Here is a 17951-nt window from a genome sequence, read left to right as displayed (position 1 = left end):
GGCAACCATTTGATACTACGACTTTGGCAAGAATCTGACCGTCCCTTCCTACGTACCCTTTATCTCCACGCCCGCCGAAAAGCCTGGCCCTGGCTGGACAGCAGCGCCTGGCAGCTTGAAGACTTTGACAGTTCCACTCAGGATGAACGCATCTGGGTAGCCGAAGAAAACGGGCACCGCATTGGCTTCGCTTCCGTCTGGGTGCAGGACAACTTTTTGCATAACCTGTTCGTCAGCCCGGAATCTCAGGGGACGGGTGCGGGCAAGGCGCTGCTGGAGAAAGTGCAGAGTGAATTTACCGGCACGGGATCGTTAAAGTGCCTGGCGAAAAATGAACACGCGATTGAGTTTTATCGGCGTAACGGCTGGCATATAGAAGCGCCGGGAGACGGGCCAGACGGCGAGTATTATTTACTGCATTATGTGCTGAAGTAGCCCCTCATCTCCTGAAAATAATCTCTCCCCCTCACCCCGGCCCTCTCCCAGAGGGAGAGGGGGAAAGCAAGAATGGAGCTGCGTCTAAATTTTCACACCGCTCTGAAGGCGATCTCGCTCGGGATCACTTCCCCGTTCCAGTAAAGCTGAGCGGCCACGCGGCCGGCCAGCTCACGGTACAGCGTGGTGATGTCGCTTTCCGGGCGGTTGATGACCGTCGGCTTACCGGCATCCAGGTCTTCACGCAGCGTAATGTGCAGCGGCAGCTGGCCCAGCAAAGTCGTGTGATACTGCTGCGCCAGCTTCTCAGCGCCGCCCGTACCGAAGATAGGCTCCTGATGGCCGCAGTTGCTGCAAATATGAATGCTCATATTCTCTACAATGCCCACGACCGGCACCTCAACTTTCTCGAACATCACGATCCCTTTGCGGGCGTCAATCAGCGCGATGTCCTGCGGCGTGGTGACCACCATCGCCCCGGTAACCGGGATGTTCTGCGCCAGCGTCAGCTGGATATCACCGGTACCCGGCGGCATATCGATGACCAGGTAATCCAGGTCAGGCCACAGGGTTTCCTGCAGCATCTGCATCAAAGCCTTGCTGGCCATCGGGCCGCGCCAGACCATGGCGTTTTCGTCGGTGACGAGGTAACCAATCGAGTTGGTCGCCAGGCCATGCGCCACGATTGGCGCCATGTGCTTGCCGTCCGGGGACGTTGGGCGTTCGTGCTCAGCGCCCAGCATGGTTGGGATCGACGGGCCATAAATATCGGCATCGAGAATACCGACTTTGGCCCCTTCTGCCGCTAAAGCCAGCGCCACGTTTACCGCAGTGGTCGATTTCCCCACGCCGCCTTTGCCGGAGCTAACGGCAATGATATTTTTTACGCCGTTAACGCCGGGCTGGTTCTTAACCCGCTTAAGCGTGGCAATGTGGTGATGCAGCTTCCAGTCCACCGCTTTCGCGCCGGTGATCCGCAGCAGGTCTGAACTGCAGGTCTCTTTCAGGGCGTCAAACCCGCTTTGCCAGGCGAACGGCATCTGTAGCTCGACGTGCAGCGTGTCGTCAAGCATCGCCACATGGTGCAGCGCCTTCAACGCGGTGAGATTGTGCTTCAAGGTAGGGTGCTGAAAATTGGCCAGGGTCCCGGCGACCATCGCGCGTAGCTGTTCCGGGGACTTGCTGGACGGGGATTGCGAATTCATCCCGACTCCTTATGTTTTTATCGGACATTGCAATCCGCTAAGCATACCAGAAACCGCGCCGCCTATTCATGTGCGGTTATTGCGGGCTTTGGGGTTACTAAACAATTGCCAATCCGGTAATATCGAATCCCCTTTTTTAAATCAGAAGATGCAATTCCCACTATGACTCAACCCGCGAAAAAAATATTGGTAACGTGCGCCCTGCCGTACGCAAACGGCTCAATCCACCTCGGTCACATGCTGGAGCATATTCAGGCTGATGTCTGGGTCCGTTACCAACGAATGCGCGGCAACGAGGTTAACTTCATCTGCGCAGACGACGCCCACGGCACGCCTATCATGCTGAAAGCTCAGCAACTGGGAATTACCCCGGAGCAGATGATTACCGAAATGAGTCAGGAGCATCAGACTGATTTTGCAGGCTTTAACATCAGCTATGACAACTACCACTCCACGCACAGCGACGAGAACCGCGAGCTGTCGGAGCTGATTTATGGCCGCCTGAAAGAGAACGGTTTTATCAAGAACCGCACTATTTCTCAGCTCTACGATCCGGAAAAAGGCATGTTCCTGCCGGACCGTTTTGTCAAAGGCACCTGCCCGAAATGTAAAGCCCCGGATCAGTACGGCGATAACTGCGAAGTGTGCGGCTCAACCTACAGCCCAACCGAACTTATCGATCCGAAATCCGTGGTGTCCGGCGCGACGCCAGAAATGCGTGATTCCGAGCACTTCTTCTTCGACCTGCCGTCCTTCAGCGAAATGCTGCAGGCGTGGACCCGCAGCGGCGCGCTGCAGGAGCAGGTGGCTAACAAGATGCAGGAGTGGTTCGAGTCCGGCCTGCAGCAGTGGGATATCTCCCGCGATGCGCCTTACTTCGGCTTCGAAATCCCGAACGCACCGGGAAAATATTTCTACGTCTGGCTGGATGCGCCGATCGGCTACATGGGCTCCTTTAAGAACCTGTGCGATAAGCGCGGCGACACCACCAGCTTCGACGAATACTGGAAGAAAGATTCCAGCACCGACCTGTACCACTTCATCGGCAAAGACATCGTTTACTTCCACAGCCTGTTCTGGCCAGCCATGATGGAAGGCAGCAACTTCCGCAAGCCGACCAACCTGTTTGTGCACGGCTACGTGACGGTAAACGGCGCGAAGATGTCCAAGTCTCGCGGTACCTTCATCAAAGCCAGCACCTGGCTGAATCACTTTGATGCCGACAGCTTGCGCTACTACTACACCGCGAAACTTTCTTCCCGCATCGACGATATCGACCTTAACCTGGAAGACTTCGTGCAGCGCGTGAACAGCGACATCGTCAACAAAGTGGTGAACCTTGCCTCCCGTAACGCCGGCTTCATCGCCAAACGTTTTGACGGCATGCTGGCGGCAGAGATTGCCGATGCCGAGTTGTACAAAACCTTTACCGACGCGGCAGAAAGCATCGGTGAAGCATGGAATAGCCGTGAGTTTGGCCGTGCCGTTCGCGAGATCATGGCGCTGGCGGATATCGCTAACCGCTACGTGGACGAACAGGCTCCGTGGGTTGTGGCTAAACAGGAAGGCCGCGATGCTGACCTGCAGGCTATCTGCTCCATGGGCATCAACCTGTTCCGCGTGCTGATGACCTACCTGAAGCCGGTTCTGCCGTCGCTGACTGAACGTGCAGAAGCGTTCCTGAACGCCGAACTGAGCTGGGACAGCATCGCCACGCCGCTGCTGAACCACAAAGTGAGCAGCTTCAAGGCGCTGTATAACCGTATTGAAACCAAACAGGTGGAAGCGCTGGTAGAAGCGTCTAAAGAAGAAGTGAAGGCGCTGAATTCCACGCCGGTAACCGGCCCGCTGGCGGACGATCCGATTCAGGAGACCATCACCTTTGATGACTTCGCGAAGGTGGATATGCGCATCGCGCTGATTGAGAAAGCGGAATTCGTAGAAGGCTCCGACAAGCTGCTGCGCCTGACGCTTGACCTCGGGGGCGAGAAACGCAACGTCTTCTCTGGTATTCGTACCGCTTATCCTGACCCGTCGAAGCTGGAAGGTCGCCTGACCGTGATGGTGGCCAACCTCGCCCCACGTAAGATGCGCTTTGGTGTCTCTGAAGGGATGGTGATGGCCGCAGGTCCTGGCGGGAAAGATATCTTCCTGCTGAGCCCGGACAGCGGTGCCCAGCCGGGCATGGCGGTTAAGTAAGCCCCTCACCCCGACCCTCTCCCCACAGGGGAGAGGGTGCAAAACAATTTAACTGCCTGTCTTTATCCCTGCCCTTTTAGGCAGAGGATGCAAAGCAATCGAACTACCTTGCCTTTATCCCCTCGCCCTTTTAGGGAGAGGGTTAGGGTGAGGGTAAAATCAGGCGTCTCGCGCCTGCCCGACGGTTTTATCCTTCAGGAACACCACCATTAAGCCAAGCCAGAGCACGCCGCCCAGCAGGTTAAACAGGCTGAACAGCCCGTTGCCGCCGAACTGATAAATATGCTTGCTCAGCTCAATACCGACCGTAAAGATAAGCATCTGTAGCATCCCCATCGCCGCCGACACCGTACCTTTACTCATGTCGCTGGCAAACAGCGTCAGGCGCACCAGGCCGGCGTTCGCCAGGCCGATACCGAAGGCATAAAGACTCAGGCCCGCGGTCATCCACAGATAAGCGTGGGAAGAAACCACCGTTGCCACCGCGGCCACAATCAGGCCGGGTACAATCCACCAGCCGCCCATAATAATCAGGCTTCGCACGCTGCGGCGGGACGTAAGCTTCGCCAGCACCAGGTTACCGAGGATCAGCGCGCCAAAGATAGGCACCTGCAGCAGGCCGTATTCATAGGTGCTGAGATTTTCCCCGCTGATGATAATCACCGGCGACTGGGCAATCCACGCCAGCAGCGGCAGGCTCACAAAGCCCGTCGCCAGCGCACCCGAGACAAACCGCAGGTTTTTCAGCACCAGCTTATAGTCATGCCCAAGCTCTTTCAGAGAAAGCTTCTCGCCGAGGCGCGTTGCAGTTTCCGGCATGGCCTTGTGCAGCCCGAAGAAAGAGATAGCGGCCAGCAGTGCAAACAGGATGAACATTGTTTCCCAGGGAGCAACGTGTATCCACGCCGCGCCCACCAGCGGCCCCAGCAGAGGCGCTATCAGCGCCACGTTCGCCATCAGCGCCGTTATCTTGATACAAACCGACTCTTCGAACGATTCCTGAATAGCGGCGTAACCCACCGCGCCGATAAAGCACAGGCTGACGCCCTGCAGGAAGCGCAGGAAGGTGAACTGCTGAATATCCTGCGCCAGCAGCGTGGCAAGGCAGGTGACAATAAACCAGACCACGCCGGTCAGCATCACCGGACGGCGGCCAATACGGTCAGACAGCGGCCCGAGCAGCCACTGCAGGAACATGCCGCCGGCCAGGTAAGCCGTCATCGAGGTCGGTACCCATTCCACGCCCGCCTGGAACTGGTCCACGACGGCCAGCATCCCCGGCTGGATCATGTCATTGCCGATATAAGTTGAGAATTCGTAGAGCACCAGGCAGAGCGGGAACAGCAACGCCTGACGGCCTAACGATTTGTTAGCTATCGTATTATTTTGCATTAGGAACTCAGAAGATAAAGAAACGCGCAGAGTGTATTCAATTGCCCGTGCCAGCGGTAGTCAAAGGCTGACAAATAGCACGGGCTGTAAATGCGCGCCCATGATAACTCAATTCTATTAAGGATTTCTTAATCTGCGATGAATATTCTGCTGCCATTATATTAAGGTCAGTACGGTATTCGCCATTTACATGATGACAAGTTTTCCTAAACCAACGGTAAATAAGACAAAACTGCTTTACCGACTGCCACCCCGCTTCTATCTTTTCCAGCTTTGCATCCTGATAATACTGGCTGTCGTTTTTAGCTGGCTTTCGCGGGATGAAGGGCTCGACCGCTGGCTGACCGGCTACTGGTTTGACGCCGCAAGCCGTAGCTTTCCGCTGCAAAACGACCGGCTGTTGGATCTGCTGAACCACCGCCTGTTGAAGGATTTAGTGATTGCTGGCGGCGTTATCGCGCTGCTGTGGGGGCTCTGGCGCCGTCAGCCTCGGCTGGTCGTGGTGGCGCTGCTTATCGGGCTGGGTGCATTAACGGTCGGCATCCTGAAAGGGTTTAGCCACCATTCGTGCCCGTGGAGCCTGATGGAGTACGGCGGCAATGCGGCATCTTACCCACTGTTCGGGGCCGCACCGGCAGACAGCGGGCCGGGAAGATGCTTCCCCGGCGGCCATGCTTCCAGCGGCTTTGGCGTCATGGCGCTGTTTTTCTTGTTTTACCATGAACGCCCGCGCCTGGCGTGGTTTTTCCTCGGCTTTGGCTTGTTTCTTGGCTTGAGCATGGGATACGGCCAGGTGATGCGCGGCGCGCACTTTTTCAGCCACAACCTGTGGGCAGGTTGGTGGGTATGGGTAACCCAGGTGGCGCTTTACGGCGCGATTTCCACCTGGTTAGTTAAGGAACAGGACAAGTTATGATGGAAACGCTCAACCAGAATCTTTTTTTGCTCATTAATGCCACGCCGTCTTCACCGGAGTGGATGGTTAAGCTGGCAATATTCTTCGCTCGCGATCTGATCAGCATCGTCCCGCTGCTGATCGTCGTGCTCTGGCTGTGGGGCCAGCGCAAACAGATGTCCGCTCAACGTCAGGTGGTTATCAAAACGGGGATGGCGCTGGTGATTAGCGTGGCGCTCTCGTGGGTCATCGGGCACCTGTTCCCGCATCCCCGGCCTTTCGTTGTCGGGCTTGGCTACAACTTCCTGCACCACGCGCCGGATGATTCCTTCCCGAGCGACCACGGCACGGTAATTTTCACCTTTGCGCTGGCGTTCCTGTGCTGGCATCGCATCTGGTCCGGCGTGGTGTTGTTTGCCATCGGCTGCGCGATTGCCTGGTCCCGCGTTTACCTTGGTGTGCATTGGCCGCTGGATATGCTGGGCGGCCTGCTGGTCGGCATGAGCGCCTGCCTGCTGTCGCAGATTGTCTGGAACCTGCGCGGGCCGCAAATCCACCAGCGCCTGCATCAGATTTATCGCTACTGCTTCTCACTGCCTATCCGCAAAGGCTGGGTGCGTGACTAAGCGTTTTTCCACAGGTAAGATGCGTTAACTTAATTTCCTCCTGCCCCTTTCCCCACCGGGGCGAGGGGATAAAAACGCAGAAGGCCTATGGAAACCCGCCGTGACGAGCGCATTAACCGCCTGCTACAGGCGCTGAAGCGCAGCGATAAAATTCATCTAAAAGAAGCCTCGCAGCTGCTTGGCGTGTCAGAAATGACCATCCGCCGCGACCTTAACAGCGAGCCGGGCCAGGTCGTTCTGCTGGGCGGCTATGTGATGCTGGAGCCTCGCAGCGCGGGGGCCAGCCACTATCTGCTGAGCGATGAAAAAACGCGTCAGGTTGAAGAAAAGCGCCACGCCGCAAGACTTGCCGCGCAGCACGTTGAGCCGCATCAAACCGTGTTCTTCGACTGCGGCACCACCACGCCTTATATTATCGACGCCCTTGACGATGAGCTGCCGTTTACCGGCCTGTGTTATTCCCTCAACACCTTTCTGGCGCTGCAGGATAAGCCCAACTGCCGGGTGATTTTAAGCGGCGGCGAGTTTCACGCCAGCAATGCGATTTTCAAGCCGATCAACTTTCAGGAGTGTCTGGGGAATATCTGCCCGGATATTGCGTTCTTATCGGCGGCAGGGGTGCATCTGCGCCACGGCGCGACCTGTTTTAATCTTGATGAGCTGCCAGTGAAGCATTGGGCTTTGAGCATGGCCCAGCGGAATATTCTGGTGGTGGATGATACCAAGTTTGGCAAGGTACGCGCCGCCTGCATGGGGCCGCTGACGGCGTTTGAAACGATTATCAGCAACCGGCCTCCCGCCGCGGAGTTTATTGACTTCGCCGCGGCGGAAAACCTGACGCTGAAGTGGTAGCGCTTAAGAGAACCAGCTCCCGAACCAGCCGTGGAATTTCATCAGCACGAAGTCCCACATGCGGCTGAAGAAACCGCCCTCTTCTACCGGCTCCATCACCAGCAGCGGACGCTGTTCAATCGATTTGCCGTTAAGCTGGAAGTCGATGGTGCCTACAGCCTGGCCCTTTTTCAGCGGAGCGGTCAGCTGCGGCTCGTTCAGCGTAAAGCTTGCCTTGAGGTTTTTCAGCTGGCCACGAGGAATGGTCACCGAGCCGCCTTCCCCCGCGCCAAGATTAACCTCGCTCTTATCGCCAAACCAGACGCGCTGGGTCACGAAAGTGGCATCCGGCTTAATCGGCGTCACGGTTTCGAAGAAGCGGAAGCCCCAGGTCAGCAGCTTTTCACTTTCGTTAAAACGGATACGGTCGGTTTTGGTACCCAGCACCACGGACACCAGGCGCATATCGCCGGACGTTGCAGAAGCGACCAGGTTATAGCCCGCCCCTTCGGTGGTGCCGGTTTTCATGCCGTCAACGTTAAGATTCGAGCTCCACAGCAGGCGGTTACGGTTCGGCTGCTTGATATTGTTGAAGGTGAACTCTTTTTCTTTGTGAACCGCGTACTCGTCCGGCACGTCATGAACCAGCGCACGTCCCAGCAGCGCCATATCGCGAGCGGTACTGAACTGGCCCGGCGCATCCAGGCCGTGCACGGTTTTAAAGGTGGTGTTGGTGAGGTTGAGCTTCTGCGCATAGTTGTTCATCAGGCTGACGAACGAATCCTGGCTGCCCGCCACATAGTCGGCAATGGCAATGCTGGCGTCGTTCCCGGACTGAATGATAACGCCCTTGTTCAGGTCTTCCACCGAGACTTTATCGCCCGGCTTCAGGAACATCAGCGAAGAGCCGCGCAGCACCGGGTTGCCGGTAGCCCAGGCATCTTTCCCGATGGTGACCATATCCGTCAGGTGAATTTTGCCTGCTTTTAGCGCCTGGCCCACCACGTAGCTGGTCATCAGCTTGGTCAGACTTGCCGGATCGAGCTTGTCGTCGGCATTTCCTTCCGCCAGCACTTTCCCACTGGCGTAATCCATCAAAATCCAGGCTTTTGCATCGACCTGGGGAGCATCTGCGGTCTGCTCAGCGCTCAGCGCAGGAGCCGCTATCAGCAGCAGGGTTGTCCCTGCGACTAAACCACGTAGTGTTGCAGGCATTTGCAAGCTCTTCATAAAACCACCTGAGTATCCATTCTTAAAAAATTCACGGTGCGCACCGCCACCCGTATGTCAGGGTGTGAGTAATAACGCACGAATCCACTTAAAGAAACATAGAGTTGGTAAAGTTTTTTAAGTTTATTCGATATCTGCACGAGTTGCCGCCGTCACGCTGATTTTTTTAGCTTTGGTTGAGAAACAGTGGTGTTTTCGTGACCGGAGCCGGGCATACTCGATGTCCACCTGCAAAAAAAGGAACCATCATGATTACCGTTTGGGGCAGAGATAATTCCACCAATGTCAAAAAAGTGCTGTGGTGTCTGGAAGAGCTGAACTTGCCATACCGTTCCGTTCCCGCAGGCGGAAAATTTGGCCTGACGCACGACGCAGAATACCTGGCGATGAACCCGAACGGGCTGGTGCCGTGTATTCATGATGACGCACACGGGCTGACGCTTTGGGAGTCCAATACCATTGTGCGTTACCTGGCCGCAGAATATGGCCGTGACTCGCTGTGGGTGAACGCCCCCGCCGATCGCGCCAAAGGGGAAAAATGGATGGACTGGTCTGCCACGGCAGTGTCCGGCCCTTACCGCGACGTCTTCTTCAATATGGTACGTCTGCCGCCTGAACAGCGGAGCCAGGAACAAATTGAGCGTGGTATCGTCGCCTGTAACAAGCTGTTTGCCATTGCCGATGCCGGGCTGGCAAAACAGCCGTGGCTCGGCGGAGACGCATTCAGCACCGCAGATATTGCCTTCGGCCCGCAAATTTATAGCCTGCTCAACCTTGATATTCCGTGGGATGCGGTGCCAAACCTCCAGCGCTGGTATCAGCAACTGACCCAGCGCCCGGCGTTCCAGAAAGTCATTATGATCCCGCTAAGCTGACGGGCTGAGTTTCAGCAACTCGCCGTCAGACTCGTCGGTCAGGACGTACAAATAGCCGTCCGGGCCGACGCGTACGTCGCGGATGCGCTTATTACGATCGTCCAGCAGCCGCTGCTCGCCCGTCACCTTGTCGCCGTTCAGCGTCAGCTCAATCAGGTTCTTTTCTTTCAGCGCGCCGATAAACAGCTTGCCTTTCCACTGCGGGAACGTATCGGCCTGATAAAACGCCATCCCGCTTATCGCCGGGGAAACTTTCCAGTAATGCGCGGGCTGTTCAGTGCCTTCGACCTCCCCACCCTTCGCTTCAGGAATTTTAAGCCCGCTGTAATTAATGCCCCACGTGGCAAGCGGCCAGCCGTAGTTTTTCCCGGCGGCCGGGATATTGATTTCGTCCCCGCCTCGCGGCCCGTGCTCGTTTAACCACAGCTCGCCGTTGGCCGGGTTAATCGCTAACCCCTGCGGGTTGCGGTGACCGTAAGACCATATTTCCGGCCGGACGCCCTGCCTGCCCACAAACGGGTTGTCCTGCGGCACAGAACCGTCGGCGTTGAGGCGCACAACTTTGCCCTGCAGCTTATCGAGATCCTGCGCGGTGGCGCGTGCGTTGTTTTCACCGAGGGCGATAAAGAGGTGACCTTTCCCGTCGAACGCCATCCGCCCGCCGAAGTGGTTTCCGGTGGAGAGTTTTGGCGCCTGGCGGAACACAACTTTAAAGTTCTCCAGCCGCTTCATGTCCTGACTCAGAGTGCCGTATCCCACGGCGGTACCGGCTTTATTGTCGCTACCGCCTTCGGCAAAGCTCAGCCACACGCGGCGGCTGCTGGCGAAATCAGGCGCCAGCACCACGTCAAGCAAACCGCCCTGCCCGTGAGCCCAAACTACAGGCACGCCGCTAATCGGCGCGGATAACTCTTTCCCCTGCTGCCAGCGATGCAGCTCCCCGCCGCGAAGGGTAATCAGCATGCCCTGGTTATCGGGCAGAAAGTCCAGCGCCCATGGATGAGGCAGGTTGGTTTGCAGCACGTCGACTTTGGTTTCTGCGGCCAGAGTATAAGAGGATGAGAAAAGCAGCGTGGCGGCGATAAGCGTGCGGGGCGGGAACGGCGTCATGGCAATCTCCTGGTTTTGGCTATCCGTTAAGGGTAGCCGCCGGGGAAAACGGGACGCTCGCTTTTACATAACATTAAAAACGGGGAGCATGATGGGCTCCCCGCGATCGGTTTGGTCAGGCTTCAAGCTTCGCCGCGTCTACCGAGATGTACGCCGGGCCATCTTTGCGCCCGCTCATTTTACATTTGCCCCGCACCCTACTCGCGCAGCCGGTTGATATGAATCGTTAAAAACATGGTTTCATCCAGCGTCAGCGGGCAGGCGTAGTTCTTACTGAGATAGTCATTGATCTTCAGCGCGCAGTGCCAGGACTGGGTCATCGCTTCTTTGATCCCGTCATAGAGGCTTTTATCTTTATGATTGACAGGGCTTTTGTTCATCATCCGCAGGGTGAAAAACTTAAGATGGGTAATCATTCTCTGGTAATTAACCGAGTTTTCGTCATATTTTATTTTGAGTTCGTATTTAACGATCGACAGAATATCTTTGATTATCGTGGCGCTTTGCAGGGTACTTTGCATATCGTTCACTTTGGCATTGGCCAGGTGTAAAGCAATAAATCCGGCTTCATCCTCCGGCAGGTCGACCTCCAGCCTGCGGTTAATTAACTCGACCGCCTCCTGCGCCAGAGCAAACTCGGGCGCATAGAATTTTTTGATGTCCCACAGCAGCATATTCTTGATTGCGTGGCCCTTTCTGTGGCGCTGGACGGCGAAGTTTATGTGATCGCTAAGCGCAAAAATTAGCGACTCCTGCACGTCAATGGCGAGTCGCTGCTGCGCCAGCTGCAGCACCGTTTGCGTAATCAACAGGCATTCCAGTGGAATGGAGCTGACCAGTTCGCTTAACAGCGCGTTGACCCCGCCGCTTTGCTTGACGAACTGGCTCTCAATGCCTTCGGCTGGAAGCGGATCGCCTTCCCGTTTGCCAAAGCCAATGCCCCGCCCCAGCGCCACAATTTCACCGTGTTTAGCATCTAAGGCAATAACGGCGTTATTGCTCAAAACTTTTAGAACGGTAATCACCGTAACCTCGCTGGTTATCAATTCAGGGCGGCCGCTTTGCAGCGCTGCCGCCCATGTCCGGTCAGTCCGATAAACCGTTATTTTTCATCACCTCGGAGTACCAGCCTGCGCTTTTCTTCGGGATACGCCGCAAATCTTTCAGGTCAAATTCATCGCGATTCACATAGATTAGACCGTAACGTTTTGAACATCCCTGATGCGTGGAGATAAGATCAAGCGCCGACCAGGGCGTATAGCCAAAGACCTTCACGCCGTCGGTTATCGCCAGCTGCATCTGTTCAATGTGCAACCGCAGAAAATCGATACGGTAGTCGTCCTGAACTTCCTCATTTTCATCAAGCTTATCAAATGCCCCCAGCCCGTTTTCCGTAATCAGCAACGGCAAATGGTAGCGATCCCAGATTTCACGCAGCGTATTGCGGAACCCTACCGGGTCAATCTCAGTGCCGAACTGGGTACGGGGCAAATGTGGATTCGCTGCCCCGCGGTGGACGCCGTCCTCTCCCGACTTCAGGAGCTTATTCCCCCCGCGCACCACTTCGTCATTGCCGTCACCGCGGCTCGCTTCTACGGCCTGAGTGGTGTAGTAATTAAAAGCGATAAAATCGGGACGACCGCGCTTCAGCACCTCGGTATCGCCGGGCATCATCTCCGGGGTATACCCTTTCTCTTCCATATAGCGCCAGGCCAGCGTGTTGTATTCCCCTCTCGCCGCCATATCCAGGTACAGCCAGTTGCGAATGGCATTGTAGTTAAAGGCGGCCTGAACATCTTCCGGCTTACTGGTGGCCGGGTAAATCACCGCAATATTCGGCGCGGGACCAATCTTCGAATGAGGGTATTTGGTGTGCAGGTCACGCATCGCCATCGCCTGGGCCACCATCATGTGATGGTTTTGCTGATAAAGATTCTTCTTTTTGTCCGCCTGCGTCGAAAGCTTTGGATCCAGCGTACCCAGCGCCTCGCCCTGCAAAATCATTAAGTTCTGTTCATTGATGGTCAGCCAGTACTTTACCTTGTCGCCAAATTCATCGAACAGGACGTTGGCATAGCGGGCAAAAGCATCGACGCTGGCGCGGTTATACCAGCCGCCTTTTGCCTGTAACGCCTGGGGCAAATCAAAGTGGTACATCGTGACTATCGGCTCAATATTATGCAGCCGAAGCTCATCGATCACCTTGTGATAAAAGGCGATACCGGCCGCGTTAACTTCACCGTTGCCGTCGGGAATAATGCGCGTCCAGGCAATCGAGAAGCGATAGGTTTTGAACCCCAGCCTGGCGAAAAGCGCGATATCCTCACGGTAGCGATGATAGTGATCGCTGGCGACCTTAAAATCCGTAGTCCCATCCGGGTAGCTTTCACGTGCATCAATGACCGACAGCCCCTTTCCGTCCTCGTTCCAGGCACCTTCAACCTGATAAGCAGACGTTGATGCCCCCCACAGGAAGCCTTGTGGGAAAGGTTTTAGTTCGCGATATCTCATAGGTAGCTCCTTAATGGCTCAGGATAAAGAGAGAAGCATTTCGCCGACCCGCGCCTGCGATTGCGTCTGTTTTTGCAGCTGGTGATAGCTGTCGGCGTTGGCAACGATGACCGGCGTAATGGTGTCGTAGCCCGCCTTTTCTATGGCTTCGCGATCGAATTCGAGCAGCAGATCGCCGCGTTTGACCTGCTGGCTTTCGCGAACGTGAATGCGGTAGTGCTCCCCGTTGAGCTGAACGGTATCGAGCCCAACGTGAATCAGTACCTCCGCGCCGCTGCTGGAGAGAATTTGCAGCGCATGACCGGAGTCAAAGGTGGCCGAGATGGTGCCATCCACGGGCGAGAAGACCTGATTACCGTCCGGGCGTATCGCCAGCCCGTCGCCCACAACGCCGCTCGAAAAGACCTTATCGTTAACCTGTTCGAGCGGAACAATTTCCCCGCTCATAGGCGCAGTAATCTGCTCTGCGTTGACGGCTGGCGCCTGCGTAAGGGTGGGTTTTATTGCAGCGTCGCTAACCTGCTGCTCATCTTCAGGAATATCCTCAAAACCGACTATCCAGGTCAGGACGGCGGCGAGGACAAAGGAAACACAGATGCCCAGAATCAGGCCGCCAAAACCTTCGCCATAGAAGATAGGCAGCGTCAGCAGGCTTGGGATCCCGGTTGAGATAGCCGCGCTGTTAAAGTAGCCCACGATCCCGCCGCCCACGGCAGCGGCAATCACGGCGCAGACAAAAGGTCTTTTCAGCTTGAGCGTTACGCCGTAAACCGCAGGTTCAGTAATCCCGAACAGCGCGGTAATAAACGTACTGCCCGCCAGCGCCTTCATTTTCTTATTTTTTGTTTTCAGCATGACAGCCAGCACCGCCCCCGCCTGGGCGAAGACGGCAGGCACGGTGGCCGCCTTCAGCGTGCTGCGCCCAATAGTCGTGATGTCGTTGATGATGACCGGCGTAAAGGCCCAGTGCATGCCGAAAATGACCAGGATCTGCCATACCGCGGCAATCAGCGCCCCGGCCAGGATAGCGTTGAAACCAAAGACGATGACAAAGAAGCTGGCCGCATATTCGCTGGTGTAAATACCAATCGGCCCGATGGTGATAAGCGTCAACGGCACCATAATCACCAGCAGCAGGAACGGCGTCACGATGCTGCGTACCGTTTCATGGATGTACTTATTGAACAGCCGCTCCAGCTGGCACATCACCCAGACGGCCAGAATAATCGGGATAACCGTCGAGGTGTACTTCATCAACACCACGGGGATCCCCGCGAAGCTCACATCCGCTTTGGTGTTGAACAGTTCGATAATCGACGGATAAATTAACGCCCCGGCAATGGAAACGGCGACGTAGATATTGCCCTGAAATTTTCGCGCGGTGGTAATAGCCAGCATGATTGGCAGGAAGTAAAACAGGCTGTCTGCCGCCGCCGCTAAAATGATGTAGGTGCTTTCCGTTTTGCTCATCCAGCCTTCGCTTAACGCGATGCTGAGCAACCCTTTCAGTACGCCCGAGGCGGCCATCGCCCCCAGCAGCGGGGTGAAAATCGACGAAATAATGTCGATCATTTTGCTGAAGATATTGGTGCGGCTAGACTGGCTGCTTTGCCGCTCGGAACGGCTGTCGTCCAGCAAAGACGAAATCTCGCCTATCTGGCGATAAACCTCCGCGACCCGGTTACCGATAACCACCTGGAATTGCCCGGAAGCCTGCATCGTGGTGATAACCCCGTCCAGACGTTCAAGCGCCGCGATATCCACATGCCCGATATCGCGCAGAGAAAAACGTAGCCGGGTCGCGCAGTGCACCACCGTGACGACGTTGCTCTCGCCGCCGACCAGCCGTAAAACATCTTCAGCTAATGCTTTGATATTCATATTTTTTACCTTTCACTCAGCGAGTCTTGTTATATCCGGGCCAAAAAAAAACCTGACCAGCAGCATGTCGGCGTAATGCAACATGCTGCTGGTCAGGTTTCGCTCAGGTCTGGCCCGATGACGTCCTTAATGTGAGTTCGTTATATAAAACAAAATTCGGGGCCACAATCCTCAATGGCTGAATCTGTGACCCGGTGCAGAAAATTGTTACCGGGAACAGTTTTAATCGTCAGCGCCGGGAAAGTAGAAGCTCGCAGTGGCTAAAGTGGACCGGTCGATATTGCCCCTGCACCGCCCAGACCCCGGCTTTGCTCAGCATGCCGTGATACTGCCGGGAGGAGACCGGCACGATTATCTTCTTGCAGTGACGCCGAACGTTTTCCAGCAGCACGGGGAAAATAGCCCGGCTAATATTCAGCTCGGTAAAAGATTTGTTGAAGCGAACGCATTCGCAGCCCTCGGTAAACAGAGGCAGCGCGCTGCTGTTTCTGCCGCCCATATCATCGACCCAAAATCCCGATGACGGGCGCTCTGCACGAGAGTTGCTAAAAAATTTCATAAACGGCAACGCGTGTTCGAGACAGCCGGGTTCTCCCTTCACCACGCAAAAAAGATTGTTATCGGTAAACCAGCCGGCTTTTTTCTCCAGCCAGTCGCTTTGCGCCTCACGCAGAGAGTGGTGGAAAATCGTTTCTTTCATTCCGTGAGCGATTAACATCCGACAGCCGTTAACTTCAACGCGGGTTTCGAGCTCAACGCCTAAAAGTTGCCCATCCAGAGTGGAAATCGGCAGCGCCCAATGCTGCATGTTCATTTATATTCCCTTATTTTTGTAACTTACTGATAATTGATCGTTTTTATCAATCAATCAAATAAAAACGATCGTTATCACAAAACCTACCAATTTTAGTGGTATGTTCAGGTAGTTGATTTAAGGAGAAATTAAAATCTGCAATGGGATTAATCGGAGTGATAAAACGGGGTTTATGGCTGGATAACTTTCACACAAAGCCGATGGTTAAAGGGATGTCCGCCGACGACGCTAAAAAAGCACAAAATGCGAGCTGCAATTCTCCAGTACAAATTCCCGACTAACCTCTGTAGAATCGCTGCCCTAATCTTTCTAATAATTGAACACTTTTTAAGCTATGAGCAATGTAACCCAACAGCCCCGTATCGGGTTTGTCTCCCTCGGCTGCCCGAAAAATCTCGTGGACTCCGAACGCATCCTGACTGAACTGCGCACCGAAGGTTATGACGTGGTGCCAAGCTACGACGACGCCGACATGGTTATCGTCAACACCTGCGGCTTTATCGACAGCGCCGTGCAGGAATCTCTGGAAGCCATCGGCGAAGCGCTGAACGAAAACGGTAAGGTGATTGTCACCGGCTGCCTGGGTGCCAAAGTGGATCAGATCCGTGAAGTGCATCCGAAAGTGCTGGAAATTACCGGCCCGCACAGCTACGAGCAGGTTCTGGAGCATGTTCACCACTACGTGCCAAAACCTCAGCACAACCCGTTCCTGAGCCTGGTGCCGGAACAGGGCGTGAAGCTGACGCCGCGCCACTACGCGTATCTGAAAATTTCCGAAGGCTGCAACCATCGCTGCACCTTCTGCATTATCCCGTCCATGCGTGGCGACCTGGACAGCCGTCCAATCGGTGACGTACTGGCGGAGGCAAAACGTCTGGTGGAAGCCGGCGTGAAAGAGCTGCTGGTTATCTCCCAGGATACCTCAGCCTACGGCGTGGACGTTAAGCACCGCACCGGTTTCTGGAACGGCGCGCCGGTAAAAACCAGCATGGTTAGCCTGTGCGAGCAATTGGCTAAGCTTGGCGTCTGGACTCGTCTGCACTACGTTTACCCGTACCCACACGTCGACGATGTGATCCCGCTGATGGCGGAAGGCAAAATCCTGCCGTACCTCGACATCCCGCTGCAGCACGCCAGCCCGCGCATTCTGAAGCTGATGAAGCGCCCTGGCTCTGCGGACCGTCAGCTGCAGCGCATCAAGCAATGGCGTGAAATCTGCCCGGATCTGACCCTGCGCTCAACCTTTATCGTTGGCTTCCCGGGTGAAACCGAAGAAGACTTCGAGATGCTGCTCGATTTCCTGAAAGAAGCACGACTGGATCGCGTAGGCTGCTTCAAGTACAGCCCGGTTGACGGCGCGACCGCCAACGAGCTGCCGGACCAGGTACCGGAAGAGGTGAAAGAAGAGCGCTGGAACCGCTTTATGCAGCTGCAGCAGAAAATCTCCGCCGAGCGCCTGCAGGAAAAAGTGGGCCGCGAGATTCTGGTGATGGTTGATGAAGTAGACGAAGAAGGGGCTATTGGCCGCAGCATGGCGGACGCACCGGAAATCGACGGCGCGGTTTACCTGAACGGCGAAACGAAGCTGAAGCCAGGCGACGTTGTCCGCGTGAAGGTTGAGAACGCGGATGAGTACGATCTGTGGGGTTCAGTGGTTTAATTTTTTTGCCTGTCGGAACCGTGCCTCGCTTCTTATTTTTACCCTCACCCTAACCCTCTCCCTGTAAGGGAGAGGGAATAAAAAATGTTCTACGTTGGCTGTTTTCCCCCTCTCCCCTTTGGGGAGAGGGCTGAGGTGAGGGGAAGATTTGTTCCCGGCTCTCATAGCCGGTGGGTTTACCGCTTCACCGGCGCAGTGACTGCATATGAAACTGTACTGGAAGTGAACGGAATTTTATCCGGGTTTGCATAATCGTGGGTATTTATAACGATGAGATAATCACCGAG

General features: G+C 55.5%; 15 protein-coding genes. 7 read left to right on the top strand and 8 right to left on the bottom strand.

Annotated features, from left to right (window positions below; genetic code table 11):
• Window positions 1-9: 9 nt before the first annotated feature.
• Window positions 10-435 (top strand): GNAT family N-acetyltransferase, encoded by a 426-nt coding sequence (locus tag JT31_RS19760; RefSeq protein ID WP_081948202.1) that lies wholly within the window; start codon window positions 10-12, stop codon window positions 433-435.
• Between the two features lie 92 nt (window positions 436-527).
• On the opposite strand, the gene apbC is transcribed toward JT31_RS19760, so the two are convergent.
• On the bottom strand, window positions 528-1640 hold the full coding sequence (apbC, locus tag JT31_RS19755; RefSeq protein ID WP_038481160.1) for an iron-sulfur cluster carrier protein ApbC: 1113 nt from the start codon (window positions 1638-1640) through the stop codon (window positions 528-530).
• 162 nt (window positions 1641-1802) lie between these two features.
• Between apbC and metG the strand changes: the two genes are divergently transcribed.
• On the top strand, window positions 1803-3839 hold the full coding sequence (gene metG, locus JT31_RS19750; RefSeq protein ID WP_144244068.1) for a methionine--tRNA ligase: 2037 nt from the start codon (window positions 1803-1805) through the stop codon (window positions 3837-3839).
• A gap of 159 nt (window positions 3840-3998) precedes the next feature.
• Here the strand turns inward: metG and JT31_RS19745 are convergent, their stop codons facing one another.
• A complete protein-coding gene (locus tag JT31_RS19745) occupies window positions 3999-5231 on the bottom strand; it encodes an MFS transporter (RefSeq protein ID WP_038481156.1) in 1233 nt (410 codons plus the stop codon).
• A 193-nt stretch (window positions 5232-5424) separates the two neighbouring features.
• On the opposite strand from JT31_RS19745, the gene JT31_RS19740 reads away from it, so the two are divergent.
• The 3 genes from JT31_RS19740 to deoR all read left to right on the top strand — a co-directional run bounded on the left by JT31_RS19740 (window position 5425) and on the right by deoR (window position 7604).
• Complete coding sequence (locus JT31_RS19740) at window positions 5425-6147, top strand: phosphatase PAP2 family protein (RefSeq protein WP_038483347.1); 723 nt, start codon at window positions 5425-5427, stop codon at window positions 6145-6147.
• Window positions 6144-6752, top strand: a complete 609-nt coding sequence (ybjG, locus tag JT31_RS19735) for an undecaprenyl-diphosphate phosphatase (protein WP_038481155.1) — start codon at window positions 6144-6146, stop codon at window positions 6750-6752. The genes JT31_RS19740 and ybjG overlap by 4 nt, the downstream gene beginning before the upstream one ends.
• An 87-nt stretch (window positions 6753-6839) precedes the next feature.
• Window positions 6840-7604, top strand: a complete 765-nt coding sequence (gene deoR / locus JT31_RS19730) for a DNA-binding transcriptional repressor DeoR (RefSeq protein ID WP_038481154.1) — start codon at window positions 6840-6842, stop codon at window positions 7602-7604.
• A 3-nt stretch (window positions 7605-7607) separates the two neighbouring features.
• On the opposite strand, the gene dacC is transcribed toward deoR, so the two are convergent.
• The gene (gene dacC / locus JT31_RS19725) at window positions 7608-8813 is read right to left on the bottom strand and encodes a serine-type D-Ala-D-Ala carboxypeptidase (RefSeq protein WP_038481153.1); all 1206 of its coding nucleotides are present in this window, start codon (window positions 8811-8813) and stop codon (window positions 7608-7610) included.
• Window positions 8814-9061: 248 nt separating this feature from the next.
• On the opposite strand from dacC, the gene JT31_RS19720 reads away from it, so the two are divergent.
• A complete protein-coding gene (locus tag JT31_RS19720; RefSeq protein WP_038481152.1) occupies window positions 9062-9688 on the top strand; it encodes a glutathione S-transferase family protein in 627 nt (208 codons plus the stop codon).
• Here the strand turns inward: JT31_RS19720 and JT31_RS19715 are convergent.
• The 5 genes from JT31_RS19715 to JT31_RS23780 all read right to left on the bottom strand — a co-directional run bounded on the left by JT31_RS19715 (window position 9680) and on the right by JT31_RS23780 (window position 16004).
• Window positions 9680-10798: a PQQ-dependent sugar dehydrogenase gene (locus JT31_RS19715; protein WP_038481151.1), complete on the bottom strand. Its 1119-nt coding sequence runs from the start codon at window positions 10796-10798 to the stop codon at window positions 9680-9682. The two genes, JT31_RS19720 and JT31_RS19715, sit on opposite strands and share 9 nt — an antisense overlap.
• A gap of 197 nt (window positions 10799-10995) precedes the next feature.
• Window positions 10996-11820: a BglG family transcription antiterminator LicT gene (gene licT, locus JT31_RS19710; protein WP_038483344.1), complete on the bottom strand. Its 825-nt coding sequence runs from the start codon at window positions 11818-11820 to the stop codon at window positions 10996-10998.
• A gap of 64 nt (window positions 11821-11884) precedes the next feature.
• Entirely contained in the window at window positions 11885-13309 is a 1425-nt protein-coding gene (locus tag JT31_RS19705) for a glycoside hydrolase family 1 protein (RefSeq protein WP_038481150.1), read from the bottom strand.
• A gap of 18 nt (window positions 13310-13327) precedes the next feature.
• A complete protein-coding gene (locus tag JT31_RS19700) occupies window positions 13328-15190 on the bottom strand; it encodes a beta-glucoside-specific PTS transporter subunit IIABC (RefSeq protein WP_038481149.1) in 1863 nt (620 codons plus the stop codon).
• Between the two features lie 229 nt (window positions 15191-15419).
• Entirely contained in the window at window positions 15420-16004 is a 585-nt protein-coding gene (locus JT31_RS23780; RefSeq protein WP_144244066.1) for a hypothetical protein, read from the bottom strand.
• A gap of 334 nt (window positions 16005-16338) precedes the next feature.
• On the opposite strand from JT31_RS23780, the gene rimO reads away from it, so the two are divergent.
• Entirely contained in the window at window positions 16339-17664 is a 1326-nt protein-coding gene (gene rimO, locus JT31_RS19690; protein ID WP_038481148.1) for a 30S ribosomal protein S12 methylthiotransferase RimO, read from the top strand.
• Window positions 17665-17951 lie beyond the last annotated feature (287 nt).

It is taken from the genome of Cedecea neteri (assembly GCF_000757825.1).
Lineage (GTDB): Bacteria > Pseudomonadota > Gammaproteobacteria > Enterobacterales > Enterobacteriaceae > Cedecea > Cedecea selenatireducens.
This window is presented reverse-complemented; position numbering and strand designations above follow the sequence as displayed.